The organism is Natronorubrum tibetense GA33, from assembly GCF_000383975.1.
Classification (GTDB): Archaea; Halobacteriota; Halobacteria; order Halobacteriales; family Natrialbaceae; genus Natronorubrum; species Natronorubrum tibetense.
On sequence record NZ_KB913017.1, the window covers coordinates 167,938 to 193,415 of the forward strand.

The 25,478-nt window shown below is 63.1% G+C and carries 22 protein-coding genes; 13 read left to right on the forward strand and 9 right to left on the reverse strand.

Going from position 1 to position 25,478, the window contains the following annotated elements; all coding sequences use genetic code 11:
- Positions 1-322 precede the first annotated feature (322 nt).
- The gene (locus NATTI_RS0100880) at positions 323-1,135 is read left to right on the forward strand and encodes an alpha/beta fold hydrolase (RefSeq protein ID WP_006091528.1); all 813 of its coding nucleotides are present in this window, start codon (positions 323-325) and stop codon (positions 1,133-1,135) included.
- 100 nt (positions 1,136-1,235) lie between these two features.
- Entirely contained in the window at positions 1,236-2,129 is an 894-nt protein-coding gene (locus NATTI_RS0100885) for a bifunctional methylenetetrahydrofolate dehydrogenase/methenyltetrahydrofolate cyclohydrolase (protein WP_006091530.1), read from the forward strand.
- A 27-nt stretch (positions 2,130-2,156) separates the two neighbouring features.
- Here the strand turns inward: NATTI_RS0100885 and NATTI_RS0100890 are convergent, their stop codons facing one another.
- From NATTI_RS0100890 to NATTI_RS0100900, 3 genes are all read right to left on the reverse strand, one after another.
- Positions 2,157-2,660 carry a hypothetical protein gene (locus NATTI_RS0100890; protein WP_006091532.1) on the reverse strand — a complete coding sequence of 168 codons (504 nt, stop codon included), beginning with the start codon at positions 2,658-2,660 and terminating at the stop codon, positions 2,157-2,159.
- Positions 2,661-2,665: 5 nt separating this feature from the next.
- Positions 2,666-3,442, reverse strand: coding sequence for a DUF7117 family protein (locus NATTI_RS0100895; protein WP_006091534.1), 777 nt, complete (start codon positions 3,440-3,442; stop codon positions 2,666-2,668).
- A gap of 110 nt (positions 3,443-3,552) precedes the next feature.
- Complete coding sequence (locus NATTI_RS0100900) at positions 3,553-4,563, reverse strand: lysylphosphatidylglycerol synthase transmembrane domain-containing protein (RefSeq protein WP_019991532.1); 1,011 nt, start codon at positions 4,561-4,563, stop codon at positions 3,553-3,555.
- Between the two features lie 288 nt (positions 4,564-4,851).
- On the opposite strand from NATTI_RS0100900, the gene NATTI_RS26350 reads away from it, so the two are divergent.
- From NATTI_RS26350 to NATTI_RS0100935, 5 genes are all read left to right on the forward strand, one after another.
- Positions 4,852-5,625 (forward strand): hypothetical protein, encoded by a 774-nt coding sequence (locus NATTI_RS26350; RefSeq protein WP_006091537.1) that lies wholly within the window; start codon positions 4,852-4,854, stop codon positions 5,623-5,625.
- A gap of 479 nt (positions 5,626-6,104) precedes the next feature.
- On the forward strand, positions 6,105-6,251 hold the full coding sequence (locus NATTI_RS26355; protein WP_006091539.1) for a hypothetical protein: 147 nt from the start codon (positions 6,105-6,107) through the stop codon (positions 6,249-6,251).
- 456 nt (positions 6,252-6,707) lie between these two features.
- The gene (locus NATTI_RS0100920) at positions 6,708-6,983 is read left to right on the forward strand and encodes a PadR family transcriptional regulator (RefSeq protein ID WP_006091540.1); all 276 of its coding nucleotides are present in this window, start codon (positions 6,708-6,710) and stop codon (positions 6,981-6,983) included.
- A 423-nt stretch (positions 6,984-7,406) separates the two neighbouring features.
- Positions 7,407-8,702: an MgtC/SapB family protein gene (locus NATTI_RS0100930; RefSeq protein WP_006091543.1), complete on the forward strand. Its 1,296-nt coding sequence runs from the start codon at positions 7,407-7,409 to the stop codon at positions 8,700-8,702.
- A gap of 79 nt (positions 8,703-8,781) precedes the next feature.
- Positions 8,782-9,153, forward strand: a complete 372-nt coding sequence (locus tag NATTI_RS0100935; protein WP_006091545.1) for a hypothetical protein — start codon at positions 8,782-8,784, stop codon at positions 9,151-9,153.
- A gap of 41 nt (positions 9,154-9,194) precedes the next feature.
- Here the strand turns inward: NATTI_RS0100935 and purD are convergent, their stop codons facing one another.
- The 4 genes from purD to NATTI_RS0100955 all read right to left on the reverse strand — a co-directional run bounded on the left by purD (position 9,195) and on the right by NATTI_RS0100955 (position 15,121).
- Positions 9,195-10,487: a phosphoribosylamine--glycine ligase gene (gene purD, locus NATTI_RS0100940; RefSeq protein WP_006091547.1), complete on the reverse strand. Its 1,293-nt coding sequence runs from the start codon at positions 10,485-10,487 to the stop codon at positions 9,195-9,197.
- 84 nt (positions 10,488-10,571) lie between these two features.
- Positions 10,572-10,766: a hypothetical protein gene (locus NATTI_RS0100945; protein WP_006091549.1), complete on the reverse strand. Its 195-nt coding sequence runs from the start codon at positions 10,764-10,766 to the stop codon at positions 10,572-10,574.
- Between the two features lie 45 nt (positions 10,767-10,811).
- The gene (locus NATTI_RS0100950) at positions 10,812-13,508 is read right to left on the reverse strand and encodes a DEAD/DEAH box helicase (protein ID WP_006091551.1); all 2,697 of its coding nucleotides are present in this window, start codon (positions 13,506-13,508) and stop codon (positions 10,812-10,814) included.
- A gap of 2 nt (positions 13,509-13,510) precedes the next feature.
- Positions 13,511-15,121: a ribonuclease H-like domain-containing protein gene (locus NATTI_RS0100955; protein ID WP_006091553.1), complete on the reverse strand. Its 1,611-nt coding sequence runs from the start codon at positions 15,119-15,121 to the stop codon at positions 13,511-13,513.
- A 111-nt stretch (positions 15,122-15,232) separates the two neighbouring features.
- Here NATTI_RS0100955 and thyA point away from each other — a divergent pair, with 111 nt between their 5' ends.
- Together thyA and NATTI_RS0100965 are read left to right on the forward strand one after the other, a co-directional pair.
- Entirely contained in the window at positions 15,233-16,249 is a 1,017-nt protein-coding gene (gene thyA / locus NATTI_RS0100960) for a thymidylate synthase (RefSeq protein ID WP_006091556.1), read from the forward strand.
- Positions 16,246-16,785 carry a dihydrofolate reductase gene (locus NATTI_RS0100965; protein WP_006091558.1) on the forward strand — a complete coding sequence of 180 codons (540 nt, stop codon included), beginning with the start codon at positions 16,246-16,248 and terminating at the stop codon, positions 16,783-16,785. Before thyA ends, NATTI_RS0100965 begins: the two co-directional genes overlap by 4 nt.
- A 339-nt stretch (positions 16,786-17,124) precedes the next feature.
- Here NATTI_RS0100965 and NATTI_RS0100970 read toward each other — a convergent pair whose 3' ends face one another.
- The gene (locus NATTI_RS0100970) at positions 17,125-17,532 is read right to left on the reverse strand and encodes a DUF7475 family protein (RefSeq protein ID WP_027119020.1); all 408 of its coding nucleotides are present in this window, start codon (positions 17,530-17,532) and stop codon (positions 17,125-17,127) included.
- A 454-nt stretch (positions 17,533-17,986) separates the two neighbouring features.
- Here NATTI_RS0100970 and acnA point away from each other — a divergent pair, with 454 nt between their 5' ends.
- The 3 genes from acnA (at position 17,987) to NATTI_RS0100985 (ending at position 23,788) form a co-directional block, all read left to right on the forward strand.
- Positions 17,987-20,713 carry an aconitate hydratase AcnA gene (gene acnA / locus NATTI_RS0100975; protein WP_006091562.1) on the forward strand — a complete coding sequence of 909 codons (2,727 nt, stop codon included), beginning with the start codon at positions 17,987-17,989 and terminating at the stop codon, positions 20,711-20,713.
- Positions 20,714-20,853: 140 nt separating this feature from the next.
- Positions 20,854-21,453 carry an HdeD family acid-resistance protein gene (locus NATTI_RS0100980; RefSeq protein ID WP_006091564.1) on the forward strand — a complete coding sequence of 200 codons (600 nt, stop codon included), beginning with the start codon at positions 20,854-20,856 and terminating at the stop codon, positions 21,451-21,453.
- Between the two features lie 157 nt (positions 21,454-21,610).
- Complete coding sequence (locus NATTI_RS0100985) at positions 21,611-23,788, forward strand: thioredoxin domain-containing protein (RefSeq protein WP_019991536.1); 2,178 nt, start codon at positions 21,611-21,613, stop codon at positions 23,786-23,788.
- A 68-nt stretch (positions 23,789-23,856) separates the two neighbouring features.
- Here the strand turns inward: NATTI_RS0100985 and NATTI_RS0100990 are convergent, their stop codons facing one another.
- Positions 23,857-24,228 carry a TlpA family protein disulfide reductase gene (locus tag NATTI_RS0100990; protein WP_019991537.1) on the reverse strand — a complete coding sequence of 124 codons (372 nt, stop codon included), beginning with the start codon at positions 24,226-24,228 and terminating at the stop codon, positions 23,857-23,859.
- Between the two features lie 159 nt (positions 24,229-24,387).
- Here NATTI_RS0100990 and NATTI_RS0100995 point away from each other — a divergent pair, with 159 nt between their 5' ends.
- Positions 24,388-25,440, forward strand: coding sequence for a Leu/Phe/Val dehydrogenase (locus NATTI_RS0100995; RefSeq protein WP_006091570.1), 1,053 nt, complete (start codon positions 24,388-24,390; stop codon positions 25,438-25,440).
- Positions 25,441-25,478 lie beyond the last annotated feature (38 nt).

Sequence of the window (25,478 nt, forward strand, 5' to 3'; positions counted from 1 at the left end):
ATGACACCCAGGGGCTCTTTAAAATACTCATTCTTGGAGAAACACGCTTACCGTTTTTATCCAAACAGCCGCTCGAACGAATCGGTGTTATCTCGTGCGGCGTTGATGACTATTTGCGTTCGAAAAGTATCTGAGGATAGAGAGGAAGCCGGAAGGCGTTGTCCCAGTCGCCGTCTACTGGGATCGTCGGCGGTACCAGCCCGTCCAAAGTCAACCAGCTTGACTCTCCACACCGTCTCTTCATCCACAACTGGGCCTCGAGGAGCCGTTCGGCTGACCGGTTCACGTAGGTTTTTGTAGACGTATCATGTCAGCAACTCTCATGGGAAATGATGTAGCGACGGCGATGTATCGAAACAGAACCGACGCCGTCACGACCGACCGAGGCGACGGACAGGCGGTCGTCTTCGCTCACGGAACGCTGATGGATCGAACGATGTTCCGGCCGCAACTCGAGGCGATCGCTCCCGACTACCGGGCGGTCGCCTACGATTTACGCGCACGGACGGATCAGTACGCGCCGGGATACGATCTCGACGATCTGGTCGCGGACTGTGACGCCCTGCTCGATGGGATCGGCGAGGAGAGTGCCGTCATCGGCGGGATGTCGATGGGCGGATTCATGGCGCTACGGTTTGCGCTTGCCTATCCCGAGCGAGTCGACGGGCTGATCCTGATCGACTCGATGGCATCACCGCACGAGGCCGCAGAACAGGAGACGTACGGCCAACTCGTCGAACCCCTCGAAGGGTCGACCGATCCGACCCCGCGGTCGCTGGCGGAGGGCGTCACCGGCTACCTCTTCGGCGAGACGACCCGCGAGGAAAACCCCGAACTCGTCGAAGAGTGGGTCGATCGCTGGGCGACCTATCCCGGCGCGGCGGTCTACAACGAACTCCACTCCTGGCTCGAGCGGCCCGACGTCACCGAACGACTCTCCGAGGTCGACGTGCCCGTCCTCATCGTCCACGGCGAAGAGGATCCCTCGATCGACCCCTCGCGAGCGGAACCGATGCTCGAGGAACTCCCCGACGCCCGCATGGAGCGGATTCCGGCGGCCGGTCACACCTCGAACCTCGAGTGCCCCGAGCCGGTCAACGAAGCGATTCGATCGTTCCTCGACGAGCGATTCTGACGGCGGAAGTATACACTCATGTGCATATTTCCGGTATTTCGATACTGATTCTGCGCACGAACCCGAGGGTTGATTAGCCTCGCGGACGCCCACTCGAACAATGACGGAGATCATCGACGGCAACGCCGTCGCGAGCCAGATTCGTGACGATCTGACGGACGCGATCGAGACGCTCGCCGACGCAGGGGCACGACCGGGACTGGCGACCGTCCTGATGGGTGACGACCCGGCCAGTCAGACCTACGTGAACATGAAACAGCGCGACTGCGAGGAGGTCGGCATCGAGAGCATTCACGTCGATGTCGACGGGGACGCCCCGCCCGAAGAGCTGTACGAGACGATCGCCGATCTCAACGACGATCCGGAGGTCCACGGCTACATCGTCCAGGCACCCGTTCCAGATCACGTCGACTACCGCGAGGTCATCCGCCGCGTCGATCCCGCGAAGGACGTCGACGGCTTCCACCCCGAAAACGTCGGCCGCGTCGTCGCCGGCGACGCTCGGTTCCGACCCTGTACGCCCCACGGCGTCCAGAAGTTACTCGAGAGCGCCGGCGTCGGAACCGAAGGAAAGGACGTAACGATCGTCGGCCGCTCGGATATCGTCGGCAAACCCCTGGCCAACCTGTTGATCCAGAAAGCCGACGACGGCAACGCGACGGTGACGGTCTGTCACTCCCGGACCGAGAACCTCGCCGAAAAGACCCGGAGCGCGGACATCGTTGTCGCCGCCGCCGGGGTTCCCGAACTGATCGACGGCTCGATGATCGGCGAGGGAAGCGTCGTGATCGACGTGGGTGTCAATCGCGTCGATGCCGACACCGAGAAGGGCTACGAACTCGTCGGCGACGTCGAGTTCGAGAGCGCGAACGAACAGGCCAGCGCGATCACGCCGGTTCCCGGCGGCGTCGGTCCCATGACGCGCGCGATGTTATTGTATAACACGGTCAAGGCCGCGAGCATGCAGGCGGACGTCGACGTCAAGTTGCCCTGAGACGCGGTCAATTCGACTCGGTTTCTCTTACCCGCTTCGAGTTCGTCGCATTCCGGATTCGATCGCTTGCCGGAGTTCGTGTGGCTGTTCCGATCCGAGAAAGATCGCCGGGCCGTTCGTCCGGTGTATTTCGACGCCGTCGCTCGCGTTCGGGCGATATTCCCAGCCCCACCGCGTCCGCCGGAGCCCGTACTGATAGGCGCGACGCTCGCTCCGCCGGACGGCTTCGATCTCCTCGAACGAAATGTAGCGTTCCGACCAGTGGAACGGGGTAAACCGAAAGTACACACCGTCGTCGCGGACCGTCGTTCGGAGCGTCGATCGAAGAATCAGCGGAATCGGCCCCATGACGGCCACGACGACGAGCCCAGCCGCCCGAAGCGTTGGCCCCCCGGTCTCGAGGACCGCGACGAGGGCGACCACGAGCGCCGGTATCGAGAGCGCGACCAGCGCCGGACCGAGCCAGGAGGGGAGCGACTGGTGTTCTTCGAACGTCGGGTCCGTCCCGGTCGGTCCGCGCTCGATCGCCACGCCGATCAGCTACTCCCGTCGAACTCGAGTCCCTCCAGTCGGTCCTGTGCCTGCGAGAACGCCACCTCGTCGCCGCGCAGCCCGTTCGCGAGGTCGCGGGTCGCCTCGATCAGGCGGTCGGCCGTCCGGGGGTCGACGTCGCCCTCGAGCATCCGAATGCGGGTGACGTGTTCGCCGAGGGTCTCGAGAGCGCTGCGCTCGGCGGTCGTCAACTCACGGTCTTCCACCCAGGTTCTGACATCGCGGCGGTACTTGCGGACGGCGTTCGCGTACGCGAGGCCGCGGGCAGCGCGAAGGGAGGGTGGAACCTCCGCGGCGGGCGGGCGCTCGCCAACGTCGGATTGAGGCTCCGACGAGGATCGTTTCGCGTCACTCGACTCACCATCGTCGGCGTCGCGAAGCAGGGAAAGGAAGTAGAGCTCTTCGCGTTCCTCGAGACGCATATCTCGGGCCACGATGTCGGAGACGTGGAGCAGTTCGCTGGCAGCTAGGTAGCTGTCGTCGAGGTCCCGGAGGTCGCCGGCGCTGATGAATCCGCGACGGCGGATGTACTCGCGACACGCCTCGCGGGCGCGATCCGCGAGATCGTCGTTCGAGACCTCGTCGATGGCGTTACGAACCGCCGTGAGGTCGAACACCACTGGCATATCGGTGTGTTCGGTTCGGTCGTCGACGCCGACGCTGCGAAGGTTCCCACAGGCTGGACAGCCGACGCTGCCCGTCTCGTAGTACGACCAGCGGGTCCCACACTCCGTACACTCTCGCTCACCCCGTATTTTCATGCGTGACCGTACGGACAGGACACCAAAAACCACACCGGAGTCGAGCGCTTGGACTTGCAGCGCTCTGGCCTGCGCCCGTCGGCTCGAGTTGAGCACCGCTTTCGACGGGACTACCGCCCCCTGATGAACAATCCGGCCGCGGAGATGCCGCCGACCCCGATCGTGAGCCAGTACGTACTGAGCCGATAGATGAGTGCGACGGTCAGGGCAGCGGCTGGCTCGAGCGACCCGAGTGTGGTGAGTCCGGCCGTCACGATCGCCTCGACACCGCCGGTCCCGCCGGGAGAGGGGACGACTGATCCGAGTTTTCCGAGCGCGACGACGATAGCGACGACGGGAAGCGTGAGGTGATAGCCCAGTGCGATCGCGCCGATATACACCGGGAGCATCAGGAATGCCATGCCGAGGTGGGCGTAGACGGACGCGATTACGAGGGTCCGTTTGTCCGCGGTTATCGTCTCGACCGTCGTATAGAACCCGTCCAGTCGCGACCGAACGGCACCGTCAGAGAGCTGTTGATCGAACCGGTCGGTAAATCGACCGACGATGCGACGACCGACTCCGGCGATCCCGAGGACGAGCCTGTAGACGACGATCGGTCGACGGACGCCGACGAATACGAGTGACGCGACGACGACGAACAGAACAGCGAACGCGGTGAGCTGGGTGCTCATTCCGGTTCCGATTGCGCCACCGGCGGCGATCATCCCGAGGGCCAGAAAGCCGAACGTGTAGTAGGGGACGTAGTTCAGCAGATCGGCGGAGATGATACTCGCGAGTCCGTCCTCGTAGGCCATCTCACCGTCGCGCGAGACCAGATAAGCGACGAACGGCTCCGTCGCGAGCTGGCCGTACGGCGTCGCGTACTTGACGAACATCGCCGTCAGAAAGATGCCGGCGATTCGACTGCGGGGCATCGTATCGTCCACCAGAGAAATAAATCGCTCCCAGACCAGCCCGCGAAAGGTCAGTGCGAGCAGTCCGGAGAGAAGCCCCAGACCCAACAATCGAAAGTTGGCCTTCGACAGTTCCGCGACGATGTCCTGACTACCGACGGCGCGAACGAGGAGGGCGAGGAGGGCGACGGCGAACACGAAACCGAGGGCGATCCGACGCTTCACGACGTGAACATTGCACTGACCCTACAACTATGTTATGAATGCGTCGGCGGTCGTACTCTACGGCGCTAACCGATACTCAATCGATAGACGGCTTCGACATCGATCCACGAACGGAGGCCTCGCGAACGTCGTCTCCTGACTGACGATTTCACCGGTCCAGCGGGAGTTACCCGCCGAACGATTCTCGCCCGATGACGGTCACGCGTTCTGTGGTTACGTTCAACACGTCATTAACGGGCGGCAGTTGCAGGCCGCACTGAAACCAACGGAAAGGTCCTATCCAGAGATATGTCCGATTCAGAACTGAACCGACGCAAGTTCGTTGCCGCAGCAGGTACCGCAAGTGCACTCGTCCTCGCTGGCTGTGCCGATGAGGGCCCCGGTGACGAAGAGGAAGAAGAAGATCCGGAGATGGACGACGACGAGCCTGAGGAGGAAGAGCCGGAAGAAGAAGAAGAAGACGATCCAATGGAGGATGACGAAGAGGAAGAAGAGGACGACGCCGAGACCTATACGTTGACAGTCACCGTCGAAGATGAAGACGGCGAGCCCGCCGAAGGCGCGACCGTCGAACTCGACGAGGCCGACGACGACCTCCTCGACGACGATGACGAGGACGACGAAGAAGACGACGACCTGATGGACGACGACGAGGACGAAGACGACGAAGAGGAAGCCGAAACTGACGCGTCCATTCAGGACGACGACGACGAGGAAGATGACGATCTGATGGACGACGACGAAGACGAGGAGGACGATGACGACGAGGAAGACGACGACCTGATGGACGACGACGAAGAACACGACTTCCCGCTCGAGGAGGAGACCGACGAGGACGGGGAAGTCGAGTTCGAAGATCTCGAGGACGGCGAGTACACGGTCACCGCCGAACACGACGGCGAGGAAGCCGAGGACGACGTCGAGATCGACGGCGACGACGAGGAACTGACGCTGACGCTCGGCGAGGAAGCCGAGGACGACGACGACGATGACGAGGATGACGACGATCTGATGGACGACGACGACGATGACGAGGACGACGACGAAGACGACGGACTCTGATCGGGAGAGCTGTCGACACTCGAGCGCACGTCGCGGAACCGCACGAATTCGGGCAGCCGATTGACTGACCGGCTGCCGTGTCTCATCGATTTTTTCGCACGATCGATCGGCCAGCGGCTGCTGTCTGAATAGCTCCTCGGAACAGACTGTTTCGGGGTCGGAACGGAAGTGGTTCCCGTGACGTTCGAGGCATCGATCGTGAGCCACCCTGCGTCGAACAGTTCTTGTGAACTGTTTGCACAACTGTTGTTGGATCGAAACCGGCGGCTTCAGGGTGAAAGCGACGGGAACAGTCTCGAGGAACGATCCTAATCCGGTGTTGGTCCATCGACACCGACTGTTACTCCCCGTTTCGAACGAGTGATGCTCGTCGCTGGTGACGGCTGTTGCACTGTCATCGAACGCCTGTCGGTGGATTCCGGTCCGGCAAGCCCGGTCACGGCGACCTTTTTTCTGTTCCGCACGCGTATCGACTACCCATGCGAGACGAAGAAGAAATCCGCGAGCAGTACGAGTACCTCACCGAGCACCTCGAGAGCGAGGAAATGCGCCACGACGGTGTCAGAGAGATGTTTACCTACTACAAACGGGCGATCGGCTGGGTCCTCGAGGAGGAGCACATCTAATCGTTCGGAAAAGCAGACGTATCATCAGCCCGGTCGGTGTCGTTACCTTTAAGTACACTCGGCAAAATCGTTCACCTGACGCTTCGCTTGGAGGGCCGAAGCGTCAGCGGGGACCAATTCAGGGCGGCAAGCGATCGCGTGGCATTTTTCCGCCACGCGATTTGCTTTCCTGTTTCAACGGCTACAAACCGAACAGCGCTAGCCTCGTTCGTCGGCGAACGCGCGACGATTCGAGCGGCGAGATTCACGTCTCGCTATTATAATAATACCGAAATGATTTGACTGGACTGTAAACATGAACCGCACGTTACCTAACTTCCGCCGAGAACCCATCATAGCCGTTATCATTCGGTTTTGCTCCAGAAATCGATTCTCGACGGTAATATCCCGGTTTCCATCGAAACAACCCGATAGCCTTATTAAAATTCGACAGTAAGTGCAATTGGTACTTTCCCAATGTACGACCTGACAGGATTCCAGCGCGACCTGCTGTACGTTATCGCCGGCGAGGATGAGCCCCACGGACTGGCAATCAAAGAGGAACTCGAGCAGTATTACGAGAAGGAGATCCATCACGGCCGGCTCTACCCGAACCTCGATACGCTCGTCGACAAAGGACTCGTCGAGAAGGGACGGCGCGACCGGCGGACCAACTTCTACACGCTCACGCGTCGCGGCCGACGCGAACTCGAGGCCCGTCGCGACTGGGAAGGACAGTACGTCGAACTGTAGGCCGTGGTACGGTCACGAACGACCACCGCGACCGTGGGATTGCTGTGCGGACTGGCAGTGAGCGTCGCTGCCTGGGTGTACTTTGAGACAATTCTGTTCTTTCTGTTCCTCCCGTTCGTTCCGTTCGTCTTCGGGTGGGGCCGCTCGAACGGGACGGCCGAGCGGTCCCGTCGGCGAACGACGAAACGGTGTCCGGCGTGTTCGTTCCGGACCACGAAAGCGTCCTTCGAGTACTGTCCGCAGGACGGGCGGCGATTGCACGAGGAGTCAGAGTAGTGCTCGAACGATCCTGTACGTGATCGGTGGCGTAGTGCGACGCTGCCGACCGACCGTCACTATCACTATCGCCGGTTTGCAGCAAGAGGCGTCGACACCGACGACTCCGGCAGGCCGCTTATGTATGCTCGTGGTGAACGTTCGGGAGTGAACGAGGTTACGTTACAGCTCGCGGACGCGCCGCTGGACGAGACCGTCGTCCGGCTTGCGCTGGCCGGAGCGCTCGGGATGTTCCTCGGTCTCGAGCGCGAATGGTCCCAGAAGTCGGCCGGGATCCGGACGTTCTCGCTGATCAGCCTCCTCGGCGCCGTCTTCACCCTGTTAGCATCTGAAACCGAGATCGGTGAAGGACTGCTCGTGCTCGGTGGCCTCCTCGTCATCGTTCAGGGCGTGTTGCTGGCCGTGCAAGGGCTGTTGGACGAGGACGGCGAAACCGGGCTCTCGCTGACGACTTCGGTGTCGATGCTCGTCGCCTATGGGATCGGCGCACTGGTCGCCGCCGGGTTCATCCTCGAGGGCGTCACGGTCGCCGTGCTCTCGTCGCTGTTGCTCGTCCTCAAGCGCGAACTTCACGAGTTCGCGTGGGGCCTCTCCCGCGAGGAGATGCGCTCGACGACCGAGTTCGCCATCCTCGCGTTCGTCGTTTATCCGCTGTTGCCCGCCGAGTGGAGCCCCGAAATCGCCGGGATCGTTATCCCGCTCGAGCCACAGGTGATCTGGCTGATGGTCGTCGCCGTCGCCGGAATCGGGATCGTCAACTACGCGATCGTCTCGACCTACGGCGGCCGAGGGATCGCGGTGACCGGTTTCTTCGGCGGGCTGGCCTCCTCGACGGCCGTCGTCGGGACGATGCTCGATCACGTCCGTCAGCGTCCCGAAGCGGCGTCGTACGCCGTCGCCGCAATCTTACTCGCGAACGCGGCGATGGCCGCGCGAAACCTCGCTATCGCGGTCGGCTTTACGATTGACAGCGGTTCCGACGTTCTCTTCGAGGCGATCATCCCGCTCGGGGCGGTCATCGTAATCGCGTTCACCATCGCGGCCACGACCGCCGACTGGCGCGAGTCAGGGCCGATCGAACTCGAGAGTCCGTTCTCGATGAAGAACGCGCTCGCGTTCGGCGCCGTCTTCCTCGTCGTGCTCGTCTTCGGGTCGCTCGCGGAGACCTGGTTCGGCACGCTCGGCTTCTACGCGACGGCGGTCGCGAGCGGCTTCGTCTCGAGTGCGGGCGCGACAACCTCGGCCGTCGTCCTCTACCGCGGCGGGCAACTGGGTGCGGCCGAGGCGACCATCGCCATCCTACTCGCGACCGTCTCGAGCATCCTGGTCAAGACGCTGCTCGCGTCGACGTCGCCGAACCACGACTTTCGAAAACAGGTCGCAGCCTACAGTGCACTGCTCCTCGTCGGCGGCGCGCTGGCGTCGATTATCGTCGTCATCTAGAACTCGAGTCCGCACGCTGCTCCCGGTCGTCGTACGAAAGCCTCGGCCTCTTTTCGCTCCCGTGTGAACGCGTGGTACGATGCTCGGAGCACTCTCGGTCGGCAAAAAGGCGGTGTCGTTCGGCTACAAACGCTACGGCGTCCCGGGAGCGGTCGCCTCGGGCGGGGCCGTCCTGCTCGGCTACGTCGCCGTCCGGCGCGCCCTGCAGGCCGCGACGGAAGCTGACGAAGACTCACTCGGCGCAGCTATCGACGCCGAATCGCTCGAGGCGGCGATCGATCAGGATGGGGTGCAAGCCGTCACGAATGTCGGAACGATCGACGAGGCGATCGATAGAGAGCAACTGCGCTCGAACGTCGACATCGGCACCGTCCAGTCGGACGTGGAGTCGTCGATCGAAGAGAGAGACGAGTTCGACGACGAGTACGAACAGGGGCCGAGCGAGGAATAGTCCGAATTCTATCGGCGAGACGCCGTCACCGGCCGGTCGAACTATTCTCCGCGGAGTTCGTTCATGTGATCGATCCGCCGCTGGACGAGGTCCGGTTTGCCGATGTCGTGGCGCATGTGCAGTCCCTCGTCGCCGGCGACCGCGAGGGCGTCCTCCGCGATTTCCTCGGCCTCGGTGATCGAGTCCGCGAGACCGACGACGGCGAACGAGCGCGAGGTCGTCGTGTAGATGCCGTCGTCGCGTTCGTCCACGCTGGCGTAGTAGAGTAAGGCGTCGCCGGCGCTCTCTTCATCGACCTGCACCTTCGCTCCCGCCTCGGGGTCCGTCGGATAGCCCTCCGGCACGGCGTACTTGCAGACAGTGGCCTGGTCGGCGAACTCGAGTTCCGGCGGGGCCTCACCGTCTCGAGCGGCCGTCAACACGTCGAGGAAATCGGTCTCGAGGACGGGCAGGGTGTTCATCGCCTCGGGGTCGCCGAAGCGGGCGTTGAACTCGATGACTTTCGGGCCCTCGCTGGTAAGCATGAACTGGCCGTACAGAATTCCGCGATAGTCGTCGAGAGCGTCGACGGTCGCCTCGATGATCGAGACGGCTTCCTCGTAGTCCGCTTCGGTCATGAACGGCAACTCGTTCGTCGCGTCTGAGTAACTGCCCATCCCGCCCGTATTTGGACCCTCGTCGCCCTCGTAGGCGCGTTTGTGGTCCTGGACGGCGGGGGCGGTCTCGAAGGCTTCGTTGGCGACGAGCGCCTGGATAGTAATTTCCTCGCCGATGAGTCGCTCCTCTAAGACGATCCGATCGTAGTCGGAGTCCCGAATGTATGCCTTCCCCTCCTCGGGCGTGACCTGATCGCCGATGACTTTGACGCCCTTCCCACCCGTGAGACCGGCTGGTTTGATAACCAGATCGCCGTCGTAGTCGTCGATGAAGTCACACGCGGCCTCCATATCGTCGAAGGTCTTGAAGTCGGGACAGCCCGGGATGCCGTGTTCTTCCATGAACCGGCGCTGGAAGGCCTTGTCCGTCTCGATCCGAGCGTCATCCTCCTTCGGGCCGAACGGGTAGATGCCCGCGGCCTCGAGTTCGTCCGCGACGCCGGCCTCGAGGGGCGCCTCGGGACCGATGACGGCGATCGTCGCATCGACGTCCTCGGCGTAGTCGACGACGGCCTTCGGGTTCGTCGTCTCGAGCGTCTCGAACTCGGTCGCGATCCGAGCGATCCCCGGGTTTCGGTTCCCCGCGCAGGCGTAGAGGTCGGCCTCACTGTCCGCTAACGCGCGAGCGATAGCGTGTTCGCGGCCACCGCCGCCGATCAGGAGCACGTGCTCTCGCATGGTCGATAGCGGAACGCACGAACCTGTAAGCGTTGCTCTTTCTCCGAGCGAAAACTAGCCACGGTCGTGGATATGTCTGCGTTCTCAGGACTCACTGCCGACCCGATTCGCTATCGTCCACGAGAGGTCGAGGACGACGGCGAACAGAACGGCGGCCCCCAACCCGACGAGGACCTCGTCCGTTACTCGTGCCGCCAGATACACCGCCAGTCCGGCCACGAGGATCCTGCTAACTCGATCCGCATTCCACTCGAGCAGCGCGGAACGGAGGGCGGACATAGCTCATTAATGTGTCTGCGGGGACATTACTTCTGTGATACGAACTCAGGCGTAGAACAGCGGCGGCCGCCGGTCGCCACCGTACTCCTCATCGGGGAGATACTCCTCGAGTGCGTCGACATCCTCGTTCCCGAGCAACTGGTCCAGGACGTCCACCGCAGCCCCGCGATGCAGCGGCTGATTGTCGTTGCCACACTGTTCGTCCATCACGCAGGCCGGACAGCCGCCGGCGTTCCCGCAGTCGCAGTCCGCGATCAGCTCTCGAGCCCGTGTTGCGACGGCCTCGTAGTTCTCGTAGATCGCTCGCGCGAACCCGAGACCGCCCTCGATGCCGTCGTAGATGAACCAGCCGCTCGCGGGCGTTCGCTCGAGGCCACCCGCGATCTCTCGTACCGTCGCCTCGGCGGCGGCGATGTTTTGGGGGGCGTCGCCGTCGCCTCCCGAAGCGCCGAACTGGGGATCCGCGTCGCCGTTCGCGTCGACCTCCTGATCGAGATGCGAGTCGATCGTCAGCGTCGCCAGCCCGCCCAGATCCCGCTTGTCGACCATCAACTCGAGCGGGGCCACGCCGATCGTCGCGTGCTCTGCGGCGTGGAGCCCGCCCGCGTAACCGAGGTGGGCCGTCCCAGCGAGGCCGTCCTCGAGTTCGGGCACCGAGTGAGATCGATATTTCTCTATCAGCGCGCGCTCGACGGTCTGGGGCACCTCGAGCCAGCACAGTTGCGTCTCCATCGACAACGGCGGGTTCTCGGTCGGGATTGACTGCTCTTTCTTTTTCCCGCCGTGGATCGCAACCTTGTCGTAGGTGCCGTGATAGACCAGTACCCGGCCGCTCCCGAAGTGCAGGGTAAAGTCCCCGATATCGCGGGACTCCTCGGAGACGGCGTCGAGGACGGTCACGTCGGTTCGCGTGCGCGTATAGTACTCTACATTCGTCGGCCGGAGCGTGACCGAGGGCCGCGGCGAGCCGTGGTCGACATCGATAATTTCGTACTGCTGGCCCTGATGGAGTCTGACCGCGCCCTCGTGGAAGTCCCGCAGAACGCGTTCCTTCGCGAGCGGTTCCATCTCCGGATCCGCCTCCCTGTCGACGCCGTCGGCGAGTTCCACCTCGTACTCCTCGCCCGCCGTCGCGTACAGCGAGATTGACTGCTGGGGACGTGGCGGCCCCGCGTAGGAAACGCCGGTCTCGAGTGCCCCCGTCAACTGCCCTGCGCGTCGCCACATCTCGACGGCTCGCTCGAGGCGCTCGCGGTCGGCGAACCCGCCAGCGTCCGACTCGTCGACCGCGAGTTCGTCGGCCGCACAGCGCAGGTGCTGAGCGAAGACCGCGTCGTTGTCGATGTCGACCACGGCGTCCTCGACGTCGTTCTCGAGCAGGTAGTCCGGATTGTTCACCACGTACTGGTCGAGCGTGCGGTGTTCGGCGACGAGCACCGAGAGGGCCCGCTTCGCACCCCGGCCCGCCCGACCGATCTGCTGCCAGAACGATTGGCGCTGGCCAGGGTAGCCCAACTGGACCGTCGCGTCCATCGCACCGATGTCGATCCCCAACTCGAGGGCGTTCGTCGAAGCCACGCCGTCAAGAATCCCTGTCTTGAGCTGATGTTCGGTGCCGTGGCGTTTCTTTCGCGAGTGGCCGGCGTGGTAGGGTTCGATTGCACTCCCGCGGTCGGGATTCGTGTAGTAGTGGTTGTCGTGGCGGTGTTTCGACGCGCGCTTGACGGAGAGTTCGGCGAGCTTTCTCGAGGGAGTAAACAGCAGCGTTTGGGCGTCCTGATAGGTCAGATGCGAGAGTAGCCGCGGGGCCTCGACGGTGGCTGGGACGCGCTCGAGAACGGCGTCTTCGGCTTCTCGCTCGTCGTCTGTGTCTTCCTTTCGCCACTCGTCTCGGTCGTCAGTCGAGTCGTCTCGTGCCCGTACCGGTGGATTCCAGAGCACCAGATCCCGCGGGCCCGCCGGGGAGCCGTCCTCGTCGACCACGGTGACGGGTTCGTCGACCAGCGCGGCGGAGTGTTCGCCTGGATTGCCGATCGTCGCGCTCGTGAGGACGTACTGGGGATCGGCGTCGTAGTACGAAAGCACCCGTTTCAGCCGCCGGACGATCCACGCGACGTGCATGCCGTGGACGCCGGTGTAGGTGTGGGACTCGTCGATCACCAGCAACTCACACGACGAGAGAAAGCGCGCCCAGCGGTCGTGGTCGTGGAGGTAGGTGTTCACGCCCGCGAAGTTCGTGATGATGACATCGGCTTCCTCGCGGATCTGCTTGCGATTCTGGCCCCGTTCGGTGTCGCCGTCGTAGACCCGGACCGTGATCTCGAGGCCCAACTCGTCGAAGAGATCGTTCAAACTCCGTTCCTGATCCCTGGAGAGCGCTTTCGTCGGATACAGCAGGTACGCGGTGGACTCCCCGCCTCGAGCCCGCGCCTCGAGGTAGTTCCGAGCAATTTGGACCGCGTAAACGCGTGTCTTTCCGGAGGAGGTACTGGTCGCGACGCAAACGTTTTCGTCGCGTGCGAGCGCCTCGAGCGCGTCGGCCTGGTGGGTGTAGAGATCGTGCTCGAGCGGGCCGGCGAGTTCGGGCCGAAGGACATCCGCACTCGGCACCGTCTTGGCGGGTCGACCGGATCGCTCGAGGAGTGAGATGTCCTGGTCGTTTCGGTAGCCTGGGAAGGTGTCGACCAGTTCGTCGCCGGTGACCGGGACGTTCGCCTGTTCGTCTGGGTGGTGTTCGCTCATCGTTAGAAATCACTCAATCCGGTCTGTTCGCCGTCGTCGGTGTCGTTCGAGGGACGCGAGGCCGCCGGTCTATCCGACGAGTCCGCGTCGGTGGTTTCCGTGGCCGTCCGACGCTCGTTGGCCTCGGAGTCCGAGAGCGAAGGTAATTCGGCCCGCGGCGCGTCCCGAAGACACTCGTAGACGTGCCACAGCGCCCGACAGTCGTCCTCGCAGTAGTCCTCGTGGCGATCCCACTCGAGTGGCTCGCCCGTTCGCACGAATCGCTGGTAGGCCGCCGCCGTCTGGGCGCCGTCGAGCCCGGTACCGGCATCCTCGTAATCGAGCGCGTCCGAAACAGCCTCGAGTTTGTTCGTCCGCCCGGGCAGGAGCGCGTTGTCGTTGGCGACGGCCCAGAGATAGAGATCGAACTTGGGGATCGACTCCCACTCGTCGACGTAGTAGGGAACGTGACGGGCGATGAACGCTCCGAGGTGTCGGTAGTCGAACCGCCAGCCGTTCCACGTGAGCAGCGCTCGATTGGGGTGGACGCCCAGCAGCCAGTCACAGAAGGCTTCGAGAACCGATCCCGGGTCGGACGGATCGTCCCGCTCGACGAACGCGCGGTACTCGTCCGTCGCGGGATCGTAGACGCCGACCTGCCAGATGATCGTCGGTGAGAGCCCGTCGGTCTCGATGTCGACGCAGAGCGGAGGCGTGTGCCAGCTCTCGCCGGGCAGAGATTCGTCCGTGAGCCGATGCGGTTCGCCCGTCTCGAGGACCGTCGCGTGCCGGTGCATCGTCCGCGCTCCTGTCTGGCCCACGCCCGGGAGGGCGGCCAGCGTCTGGACGGGGGTCTCGAGGAGTTCTGTGCGGCTCGTCACTCCGCGATCGGCGAGTCGCTCGGCCGTCTTCGGGCCGATTCCGGAGACGGCCTCGAGGCCGAAGTTGGTGATCTTGTGCGTCTCGACGCCCTCGATTCCGTCGATGGTGAGCGTTAGACTCGCGATCGACTGTCGCTGGTTGTATCCCTCGACGGGACCTGCCCCCTGGACGCGAACGGAGACACAGTCCTCGTCGAGTGGCTCGAGAGCGCCGATCAGGTCGTGATCGACGCCGCGGACAGCGCCCGTTTCCGCCTCAAGGTGCCACAACTCGTCGTATCCCGCCGGCTCGCTGCCCGTCAGGACGGTCGTGACTTGACCAGTCGGCAACGCCGCAGCGAGTGTCGCTGCGCCTTCGAGGGTCGTCTCGAGGGCCGTCGGGCGTACGGTCGTCGTCACGTCGTCGCAGACGAGCGCAACGATACCGGGGTGTTCAGCGAGCACATTCGAGACGCTCTTCGACTGTGGGTCGAGGGACCTGATTCCGGTAGCCACGGCGATCTCGAGGGTACCACCGGCGATTTCCTGTCGGTGAAACGGAGCCTCGCCGCCGGTCTCGAGCGGCGGGTGAAACGCCGGCGCGTCGAACGCGCTGCGAGCCCGGGCGAACGCCTGCGGTTCTCGAGACGGGCCGAGCACCCAGACGGCGTCGGGCTCGAGGGTCGCCTCGAGATCCTCGAGCGTCGCGACGTGTCGGTCGGCGATCGCCGAGGGCGGGAGGGCGAGGAGGGTAGCGCCGTCTCGAGCGGTCATCGCTCGTCGGAACGCGCGGGACGACAAAGAGGGTTTGGACAGCGGAGTGAAAGTGAAGCGACTCGACCGGTGCCGAATCCACTATGTAGGGTCGCTCCAAATGAGGCCACAATGCAACAGTATCTGGATCTCGTCGACTCGGCTCTCAGCGGGGGCGCGTACAAGCCCAATCGGACCGGCGTCGACACGATTTCGGCTTTCAGCGAGCACTACGAGGTCGATCTGCAGGAGGGGTACCCCCTCTTGACGACCAAGCAGATGGACGGCTACCGTTGGAACTCGATGCTCCACGAGGTCTGCTGGTATCTCTCCGGCGAGGAGCACATCAAGACCCTCCGGGAAGAGACCAAGATCTGGGATGCGTGGGCCGACGAGGAGGGGAGACTCGACACCGCGTACGGCCGCTTCTGGCGACGGTATCCGGTTCCCGAACAGAGAGCGCAACTCGAGGGCGAGACGTGGCCCGACGAGAGCCACCAGTGGGTGACTGAGGAGGACGACGGGGGGAAGACCTTCGACCAACTGCAATACATCGTCGACACGCTTTCCGATTCGCCGAACTCGCGCCGACTCGTGGTCAACGCCTGGCATCCGGCCAACGCAGCCGTCTCGACGCTACCGCCGTGTCACTACTCTTTCGTGTTCAACGTGCAAGGCGACCGATTGAACTGCCACCTCACCCAGCGTTCGGGCGACATCGCGCTCGGCGTCCCGTTCAACATCGCGGCCTACGCGCTCCTGACGAAGGTCGTCGCCCAGCAGACCGGTTTCGAACCGGGGACGTTCGCTCACACCGTCGTCGACGCCCACGTCTACTGCGGCCGCGGCGCACGCGGGGAGTGGTACGCCGACAACCTCGAGGGACTCCAGACGCGGCTGGCCGACGCCGACGCCAGCGAGGACTACCTCGCGGTTCGCGAGTGGCTCGAGACCGAGGCACCCGCCGAAGCCGACGGCGACGAGCGCCTCGATCACGTCCCCGGCCTGCTCGAGCAACTGTCTCGAGAGCCGCTCGAGCGCCCGACGCTCGAGGTCGCAGAGACCTCGATCGACGACCTTCGCTACGAGGATGTCCACCTCGAAGACTACGAGTCCCACGACGGACTCGAGTTCGCGGTCGCAGAATGAGCGAGACCGAATCCCCGGCTCTGGAAACTGACCGCGAACTCGTCGGCATCGTCGCGGTCGCCGAAAACGGCGTCATCGGGAAGGACGGGGACATGCCGTGGCACATCCCGGCGGATCTTCAGCACTTCAAGAAGACGACGATGGACCACCCCGTCATTATGGGGCGGGTGACCTACGAGGGCATTCTCGAAGTCCTCGGCGAGCCCTTGCCGGGCCGGACGACGATCGTGTTGACGAGCCGCGATCTCGAGACGCCCGAAAACGCCGTGGTCGCAGGGAGTCTCGAGGAGGCTCTTGAAAAAGCCGACGCCGCCGCGCGCGAGCGTCACGACGACGCCGACCGACTCTTCGTCGCCGGCGGCGCGACCGTCTACGAGCAGTTCCTCCCCGCGCTGGATAGGTTGGTCGTGACCGAGATTCACGACGACCCCGACGGCGACACGCGGTTCCCCGACTGGGATCGAGACGCGTTCGAGACCGTCTCTCGAGACGAACGCGACGGATTCGGGTTTCTCGAGTACGCCCGTCGCGAGTGAGACGGCATCGAATTGGACGGCTCTTTGAAATTTACAGGGAGACCAGGGCGACTGCCTTGGGGTCGTACGGAAATCGAAGATTCCCGTGACTGAGCGAATCAGAGATTCGCGATGTCCGCGAAGCCTACAGCTTCGCTTGATGACGAGACGCTCTACGTCTCGAATCATTTGCCCCGGAGGTACTTTACGATCGAGGATTGCTTTTCGAAGCCGTGCTGAATATAGAGGATGAGTCAGCACACGCTGAATTCACTGTCTGTATCGTGTTACAAACGACGTGGCCGACTCAGAAAATGTGTTCAGCAGCGAGGTCAAGCGGTGTCGGTCGCGGAGCTTGGATTATCCACCACTGGTCAGATAAAGATAAGTCGCACAGACAGCAAGCACTGCTTCAGCAGCTTTTGTGATCACCGCGAATGGGTTGAGGTTTCCTTGCATGTAGAAGGCTTCTACTCCCCATCCTTGTACCGGAAAGAGTGCCAGAATCGTTACGATCGCGTATAGTGCCGCGACGAGGAACAACCACCGTCGCCAAAACCGGGTTACATAAAGAATAGCTCCTCCGATAAACCCGAGGCCGTTGAGGATAAAGAGAACGGCGAGTAGCAGGCTCATTTCGATCGCGTTCGTCGATGCCACCAAATGTAGTATACCCGTTATGAGTGCCATGAAAATGGCGAGATACCCGATCGGGTTGGACGGGCGGTTGAAAACCGATTCTGGATTCGCCGTATGGCTTGTTCCCATATTCACAATACTGTACACACATTGATGTAAAAACTGCTGGTTCAATCATCGAACCACGAAAGTGGTGACTCATTTTGAACGAGAAGTGTACGTATACGGACGGAAAACGCTAAATATCCGTTTCAAAATCACGCTCATAACAAGTTATGAAAATATCCCCGTGTTGCATTCCAGAACCACTCGTACATCGCTATTCAGCCTCCATGTATGACTGCTGACTACGCGCCGTGCATTCAGCACGCTTCATATATCAACTACCAGAAGTTTCAACAGAACCAATTAGACGGGATCGCCCTTTTCAGGACAGCTCCTCCCGATTGCGCATCGGCAGCTCCATATCATAATAGAATATTAAGAATACAACCACACACCAATACCGTCAAATACGGGGGTATTAGTATGTGTTACAGCGGATTCTCGGGAGATTCAAAACCCCCCGGTGCGAAGTCCCCCTATGGCAATTGATGAGTTCTCGGACGCGATCCGGGAGTTTGAACACGACGGCGAGACGTACAAGATGGCAGATCTCACAGTACTCGAGGAGCAGGGGCTCTGTGACCTCGAGAAACTGCCGGTGAGTATCCGCGTGCTGCTCGAGGCGGTCCTCCGAAATGCGGACGGCGACATGATCTCGGCACAGGACGTCGAAAACGCGGCCTCCTGGCAGCCCGAGGTTCCGGACGTCGAGGTTCCTTTCCAGCCGTCCCGCGTGGTTCTTCAGGACCTGACCGGCGTTCCGGCGGTCGTCGACCTCGCGGCGCTCCGATCGGCCGCGGACCGCGCGGACAAGGACCCCTCGATCGTCGAACCCGAAGTGCCCTGTGACCTCGTGATCGACCACAGCGTACAGGTCGACTACTTCGGCAGCGAGGACGCCTACGAACAGAACGTCGAACTCGAGTACGAGCGAAACGAAGAGCGATATCGTGCGATCAAGTGGGCCGAACAGGCCTTCGAGGACTTCAACGTCGTCCCGCCGGGGACGGGGATCGTTCACCAGGTCAACTTGGAGCACCTCGGCGAGGTCGTCCACGCGCGCGAAGAGGACGGCGAGCAGTGGCTCCTGCCCGACACCCTCGTCGGCACGGACAGCCACACGCCGATGATCAACGGCATCGGCGTCGTCGGCTGGGGCGTCGGCGGGATCGAGGCCGAAGCAGCCCTTCTGGGCCAGCCGATCACCATGACCCTCCCCGAGGTCGTCGGAGTCGAACTCACGGGTGAACTCCCCGAGGGCGCAACCGCGACGGACCTCGTGCTCCACATCACGGAGAAGCTCCGCCAAGTCGGCGTCGTCGACAAGTTCGTCGAATTCTACGGCGACGGCGTCTCTCAGCTCTCGGTCGCCGACCGCGCGACCATCTCGAACATGTCGCCCGAGCACGGCTGTACAATCTCTATGTTCCCCGTCGACGAGAAGACGCTCGACTACCTCGAGCTGACCGGTCGCGACGAGGACCACATCGAACTCGTCCGCGAGTATTTGGAAGCACAGGGCCTGTTCGGCGACCACGATCCGGAGTTTACCGAGACGGTCGAGTTCGACCTCGGCTCCGTCGAGCCCAGCCTCGCGGGCCACAAGAAGCCCCACGCTCGCATCCCGATGGGCGACTTAGACGAGCACTTCCCGACGCTGCTCGAAGAGCAGGGCGTCATTCCCTCGGGTGCCGCAGAGAGCGACGGCGGACTCGTCGCGAAAGAACAGCCCGGACTCGACGAGAAGATCCCCGTCACGCTCGAGGACGGCACCGAGGTCGAGATCGGCCACGGCTCCGTCCTCGTCAGCGCGATCACGAGCTGTACGAACACCTCGAACCCGTCCGTAATGGTCGCGGCCGGCCTGCTCGCACGCAACGCACTCGAACAGGGCCTCGACGTCCCCGACTACGTCAAGACCAGTCTCGCACCCGGCAGCAAGGTCGTCACGGAGTACCTCAAACAGGCCGACCTGCTCGAGGACCTCGAGGGCTTGGGCTACCACGTCGTCGGCTACGGCTGTACGACCTGTATCGGTAATGCTGGCCCGCTGGCGGAGCCGATCGAGGCCGCCATCGACGAACACGACCTCTGGACGACCAGCGTCCTCTCGGGTAACCGGAACTTCGAGGCCCGAATCCACCCGAAAATCCGCGCGAACTACCTCGCCAGCCCGCCGCTGGTCGTCGCCTACGGCCTCGCGGGCAAGATGGACATCGACCTCGAGACCGAGCCGATCGGCACGAACGACGACGGCGAGGAAATCTTCCTCGAAGATATCTGGCCGGATCCGGAAGAGGTTCGCCAAACGATCCACGAGAGCGTCTCCGCCGAACTGTTCAAAGACAAGTACGCGAGCGTCTTCGAAGGCGACGACCGCTGGGAAGCGCTCGACGCACCCACCGGCGACGTCTACGAGTGGGATTCGGAGTCGACCTACATCCGCGAGCCGCCGTTCTTCCAGGACTTCCCGCTCGAGGAACCCGGCGTCGAAGACATCGCGGACGCGCGCTGTTTACTCACGCTCGGTGACACGGTCACGACCGACCACATCAGTCCGGCCGGACCGTTCAGCGAGGATCTGCCCGCCGGCCAGTGGCTCTCCGAGCGCGGCGTCGAACCGTACGAGTTCAACACCTACGGCTCCCGCCGCGGGAACCACGAGGTCATGATGCGTGGCACCTTCGCGAACGTCCGCATCGAGAACCAGTTGTTAGACGGGAAGGAGGGTGGCTACACGATTCACCACCCGACCGAAGAAGAGACCACCGTCTTCGAAGCCTCCGAGCGCTACCGCGACGAGGACACGCCGCTCATCGTCATGGCCGGCGAAGAGCTCGGGACCGGCTCGAGTCGCGACTGGGCAGCCAAAGGGACCGACCTGCTCGGCATCCGCGCGACCATCGGTCAGAGCTACGAGCGGATCTACCGTGACAACCTCCTCGGCATGGGCGTCCTGCCGCTGCAGTTCGAGGACGGTGAGGGCTGGGAGGAACTCGGCCTCGACGGCTCGGAGTACTTCGACATCAAGGGACTCGACGACGGCCTCGAGCCGAACGCCGAACTCACCGTCGTCGCCGAGGACGACGACGGCGAGACGACCGAGTTCGACGTGACCGCACAGGTCGGCACCCCCGCCGCAGTCAAGTACGTCGAAAACGGCGGCGTACTTCACCTCGTGCTCCGCCGCATGCTGACGGAGTAAAGGACTCGAGTCTCGGCCTTTCGCGTTCATTTTTCCGCCGATCGATCATCGCGGTATCTTACCGGTCCGTTTCCTGATTTATTCCTAAATAATGAGTGTAGTATATATCCGCTGGAAGCGTTCATACTACCTGAGGAATAATGTCAACAGAAACTACTGAGGAGTCGTACGCCGAGTTCCCGCTCGATGTCGACTGGCAACTGATCGGGATCACCGGCGGTATCGTGGCAGTACTCGGCGTACTCGCAATCGCGTTCCCCCTCGCGACAGGGCTCTCCGTAACCTACGCGCTGAGTGCCCTCCTCATCGTGAGTGGACTCGTTCACGGGGCGGCCGCGTTCTCGAACCGCGGCTGGAGCGGCACGGTCTGGCAACTCGTGCTCGCCGCCGTCGCCGTCCTCGCGGGTATCGTCCTCCTCGCGAATCCGGTCCTCGGACTCGCGTCGCTTACCGTCCTCGTCATCGGCTACTTGCTCGTCGACGGACTGGTGGAACTCGCCGCGAGCATCCGGATGAGCGGGCAGGAGGGGAGAGGCTACATCGCAGCTAGCGGGGTCCTCTCGCTCGTCCTCGCCGGATTCCTCTGGGCCGGATTCCCCGCTGACTCGGCCTGGGTCGTCGGGCTGCTCGTCGGCGTGAGTCTGCTCATGACCGGGTTCTCGATGGTCCTCGTCTCCATGTCCGGTCGCCGGATCGAGAAAGACCTCGATGCGGGCGTGGTCGGATCGCGAAAGGCTTGAATCGCCATTTTTTCGTCGAACCGATTTCGACGTGCCGTCTCGGTTGCTCGTCAGCCAGATTGTTGTCGGCGGGGCGATCGAGCCAAAAATTGATGTCCGGCTCCGTGACGGGTTCGCGTACCCCGCGTTTTTACAATCGCCGTTCGTAGAAGACCCTATGACCAACCCGACCCAGCGCAATCGGCTCGATGAAGAGGAGAGCCCCTATCTGCGCCAGCACGCGGACAACCCCGTCAACTGGCAGCCGTGGGACGACCAGGCCCTCGAGGAAGCCAGAGAACGCGACGTGCCGATCTTCCTCTCGATCGGCTACTCGGCGTGTCACTGGTGTCACGTCATGGAAGACGAGAGCTTCGCGGACGAGGAGGTCGCCGACCTGCTCAACGAGAACTTCGTCCCGATCAAGGTCGATCGCGAGGAGCGCCCGGACGTCGACAGCATCTACATGACCGTCGCCCAGCTCGTCACCGGTCGGGGCGGCTGGCCCCTCTCCGCGTGGCTCACGCCCCAGGGAAAGCCGTTCTACGTCGGGACCTACTTCCCGAAGGAGGCCAAGCGAGGCCAGCCCGGCTTCCTCGACGTCCTCGAGCAACTCGCGAACTCCTGGGAGCAGGACCGAGACGAGGTCGAGAACCGCGCCCAGCAGTGGACCGACGCGGCGAAAGACCGACTCGAGGAGACGCCCGACTCCGTGGCCCAGGCGGAGCCGCCCTCGAGCGAGGTGCTCACTACGGCGGCCGACGCCGCGCTCCGGAGTGCGGACCGCCAGCACGGCGGTTTCGGCTCCGGCGGGCCGAAATTCCCTCAGCCCTCGAGACTCCACGTCCTCGCCCGCGCGTACGACCGGACGGGTCGCGAACAGTTTCGCGAGGTACTCGAGGAGTCCTTAGACGCGATGGCCGCGGGCGGGCTATACGACCACGTCGGCGGTGGCTTTCACCGCTACTGCGTCGACGCCGACTGGACGGTCCCGCACTTCGAGAAGATGCTGTACGACAACGCGGAGATTCCGCGCGCGTTCCTTGCGGGCTATCAGCTGACGGGCGACGACAGGTACGCCGAGGTGACGGCGGAAACCCTCGAGTTCGTCGATCGAGAGCTGACCCACGAGGAGGGCGGCTTCTTCAGTACGCTCGACGCCCAGAGCAAGACGGAAGACGGCGAGAAAGAGGAGGGCGTCTTCTACGTGTGGACACCGGACGAAATAAGCGAGGTGCTCGAGGAAGAGACGGACGCGGAACTGTTCTGCGCCCGCTACGACATTACCGAGTCGGGCAACTTCGAGGGGACGAACCAGCCCAACCGCGTCCGTTCGATTCCGGATCTCGCCGACGAGTTCGACCTCGCGGAAGACGATACCGAACAGCGACTCGAGTCCGCCCGCAAAGCACTGTTCGAAGCCCGCGAACGACGCCCGCGCCCCAACCGCGACGAGAAGGTACTCGCGAGCTGGAACGGCCTGCTGATTAACACCTGCGCCGAAGCGGCGCTCGTCCTGGGCGAGGACGAGTACGCCGAGATGGGCGTTGACGCCCTCGATTTCGTCCGAGAACGGCTCTGGGATGCGGACGAGGGGCGTCTCGCACGGCGCTACAAGGACGGGGATGTCAAGGTCGACGGCTACCTCGAGGACTACGCCTTCCTCGCTCGCGGTGCCCTCCGGTGTTACGAGGCGACCGGAGACGTGGATCACCTCGCGTTCGCGCTCGACCTCGCGCGAACCATCGAGGCCGAGTTCTGGGACGAGGAACGCGGAACGCTCTACTTTACCCCCGAGAGCGGCGAGTCGCTCGTCACCCGACCCCAGGAACTCGACGACCAGTCGACGCCGTCCGCGACCGGCGTCGCGCTCGAAACCCTGCTCGCACTCGACGGTTTTGCCGCCGACGAAAACTTCGAGAAGATCGCGTCGACCGTCCTCGAGACCCACGCAAACCGGATCGAGGCGAACTCGCTCCAGCACGCCTCGCTCTGTCTCGCCGCGGATCGACTCGAGGCGGGCGCACTCGAGATCACCATCGCCGCGGACGAACTCCCCGCGGCGTGGCGCGACCGCTTTGCGGCGGAGTACCGTCCCGATCGGCTGTTCGCCCTTCGACCGCCGACCGCGGAAGGGCTGGAGTCCTGGCTCGAGCAATTAGGACTCGAAGAGGCCCCCGCGATCTGGGCCGGTCGCGAGGCCCGCGACGGCGAGCCAACGCTGTACGTCTGCCGAGATCGGACGTGTTCGCCGCCGACGCACGATATCGAGGACGCGCTCGAGTGGTTGGGCGACAACGCTAACGCTGTCGAATCGGATAGCACATCGCTCGACGAGCCGGAGAGTCCGTTCTAACGTCGATCGCTGCTGTCACTCGCGAGCATGTGAAAAAACGGTACCGAAACGGCGGTCTCGAGTCGAGTCTAGAGCTCTTTCTCAAGTTGCTCGGCTAACCAGATCGCCGGCGGGAGATCCTCCGACTCGACAAATCGCGTCACTGCTTCTCCGTCGTCGGTCTCGACGACGACGGTCGGGATGTACTCGATGTCGTATTCGGAGACGCCGGGGCCCTGTTTGTCCTTGTCGAGCGCAAACTCCTCGATTCGGTCGTCTGGGACGCCGGCAGCCTCGAGTGCGGCCCCCAGATCCGGAAGCAGTTTCCGGCAGTCCTTACACCAGTCGCCGCCCCATACCTTGTATACCAGTTCGTCGTTGTGCGCTGTGAGCGTGTCGACAGCCTCCTGGTAGGAGGCTTCGTCCCACGTCGGATTCGGCTGCATGGTCTCGAGACTCATAGCCGGAGGTAGTGAGTCCGGGGGCTTAACGACGGTGTTTGTGGCAGGCCGTTCGCTCGGGACGACGGCGTTCGTCCGATATCTCGTACGGAAGAGACGGGTCGAGGACCCGACCGACAGTCCGAAGCAATTTTCACACTAACCACAAACATTATCACTATGGTATTCGACTCGACCGCTCACTCGGATCACGAGCAGGTATCGTACTTTACGGACCCCGAAACCGGGCTACAGGCGATCGTTGCGATCCACGACACGACGCTCGGACCGAGCCTCGGCGGGACGCGAATGCTCGATTACGCCTCCGAAGATGCCGCCCTCGAGGACGTGTTGCGACTCTCCCACGCGATGACGTACAAAGCGGCCGCGGCCGACCTCCCGCTGGGCGGCGGAAAAGCGGTTATCCTCGGCGATCCCGACGATCTCTCGAGCGAGGCCCTGTTCGAGGCCTACGGCCGGGCCGTCGACTGTCTCGCGGGCCGCTACATCACGTCGGTCGACGTCAACTCCGGCGTCGAGGATATGGACGTGGTCGCTCGAGAGACCGACCACGTCGTCGGAACGAGCGATGGGTTGGGCGATCCGTCGCCGATCACGGCTCACGGCGTCTTTCACGGAATCAGAGCCTGCGCGGAGTCCGTCTACGGAACGCGGTCGATGGACGGCCGCGATGTCGTGATCCAGGGGCTCGGTAAAGTCGGCCGATCGCTCGCCGAGGAACTGCTCGCCGACGGAGCCTCGGTAACGGTTACCGACGTCGACACCGAGGCCGTCGATGCATTCGCCGAGGAGTACGACGTCGAAACTATCGATCCAGAAGCGGTCTACAGCCAGTCTTGCGATGTCTTTGCACCCTGTGCCGTCGGCGGTGTTGTCAACGACGAGACGATCCCGCAACTCGACTGTGACATCGTCGCAGGCGGGGCGAACAACATCCTCGCCGAACGACGACACGCGGCCGTGCTTCGGGAGCAGGACATTCTGTACGCCCCGGACTACGTGATCAACGGTGCCGGGCTGATCACGGTCGCCAAGGAGTATCTTGGCGGGACCCGCGAGGAAGCCTACGAGGAGGCGGCCGCACTCGGTGACCGGCTGCTCGAGATGATCGAACTCGCCGACGAGCGGGACACGACGGTGCTCGACGCGGCCGACGCGTACGCCGAAAACCGCATCGAGGGCGGCGAACGGATGCCGACGATTCCGACGTAACTCGACTTCATTTTCGCGATCGCGTTTCGAGACCGTGC

Excerpts from the sequence above, each read along its gene's own strand:
- NATTI_RS0100980 (WP_006091564.1), top strand. The coding sequence starts at position 20,854 with ATGTCAACAGAAACTACTGAGGAGTCGTACGCCGAGTTCCCGCTCGAT.
- purD (WP_006091547.1), bottom strand. The coding sequence starts at position 10,487 with ATGCGAGAGCACGTGCTCCTGATCGGCGGCGGTGGCCGCGAACACGCT.
- NATTI_RS0100995 (WP_006091570.1), top strand. The coding sequence starts at position 24,388 with ATGGTATTCGACTCGACCGCTCACTCGGATCACGAGCAGGTATCGTAC.
- NATTI_RS0100990 (WP_019991537.1), bottom strand. The coding sequence starts at position 24,228 with ATGAGTCTCGAGACCATGCAGCCGAATCCGACGTGGGACGAAGCCTCC.
- NATTI_RS0100935 (WP_006091545.1), top strand. The coding sequence starts at position 8,782 with ATGCTCGGAGCACTCTCGGTCGGCAAAAAGGCGGTGTCGTTCGGCTAC.
- NATTI_RS0100955 (WP_006091553.1), bottom strand. The coding sequence starts at position 15,121 with ATGACCGCTCGAGACGGCGCTACCCTCCTCGCCCTCCCGCCCTCGGCG.
- NATTI_RS0100880 (WP_006091528.1), top strand. The coding sequence starts at position 323 with ATGGGAAATGATGTAGCGACGGCGATGTATCGAAACAGAACCGACGCC.
- thyA (WP_006091556.1), top strand. The coding sequence starts at position 15,233 with ATGCAACAGTATCTGGATCTCGTCGACTCGGCTCTCAGCGGGGGCGCG.
- NATTI_RS0100950 (WP_006091551.1), bottom strand. The coding sequence starts at position 13,508 with ATGAGCGAACACCACCCAGACGAACAGGCGAACGTCCCGGTCACCGGC.
- NATTI_RS0100920 (WP_006091540.1), top strand. The coding sequence starts at position 6,708 with ATGTACGACCTGACAGGATTCCAGCGCGACCTGCTGTACGTTATCGCC.
- NATTI_RS0100970 (WP_027119020.1), bottom strand. The coding sequence starts at position 17,532 with ATGGGAACAAGCCATACGGCGAATCCAGAATCGGTTTTCAACCGCCCG.
- acnA (WP_006091562.1), top strand. The coding sequence starts at position 17,987 with ATGGCAATTGATGAGTTCTCGGACGCGATCCGGGAGTTTGAACACGAC.
- NATTI_RS0100945 (WP_006091549.1), bottom strand. The coding sequence starts at position 10,766 with ATGTCCGCCCTCCGTTCCGCGCTGCTCGAGTGGAATGCGGATCGAGTT.
- NATTI_RS0100985 (WP_019991536.1), top strand. The coding sequence starts at position 21,611 with ATGACCAACCCGACCCAGCGCAATCGGCTCGATGAAGAGGAGAGCCCC.
- NATTI_RS0100895 (WP_006091534.1), bottom strand. The coding sequence starts at position 3,442 with ATGAAAATACGGGGTGAGCGAGAGTGTACGGAGTGTGGGACCCGCTGG.
- NATTI_RS0100965 (WP_006091558.1), top strand. The coding sequence starts at position 16,246 with ATGAGCGAGACCGAATCCCCGGCTCTGGAAACTGACCGCGAACTCGTC.
- NATTI_RS0100885 (WP_006091530.1), top strand. The coding sequence starts at position 1,236 with ATGACGGAGATCATCGACGGCAACGCCGTCGCGAGCCAGATTCGTGAC.
- NATTI_RS26350 (WP_006091537.1), top strand. The coding sequence starts at position 4,852 with ATGTCCGATTCAGAACTGAACCGACGCAAGTTCGTTGCCGCAGCAGGT.
- NATTI_RS26355 (WP_006091539.1), top strand. The coding sequence starts at position 6,105 with ATGCGAGACGAAGAAGAAATCCGCGAGCAGTACGAGTACCTCACCGAG.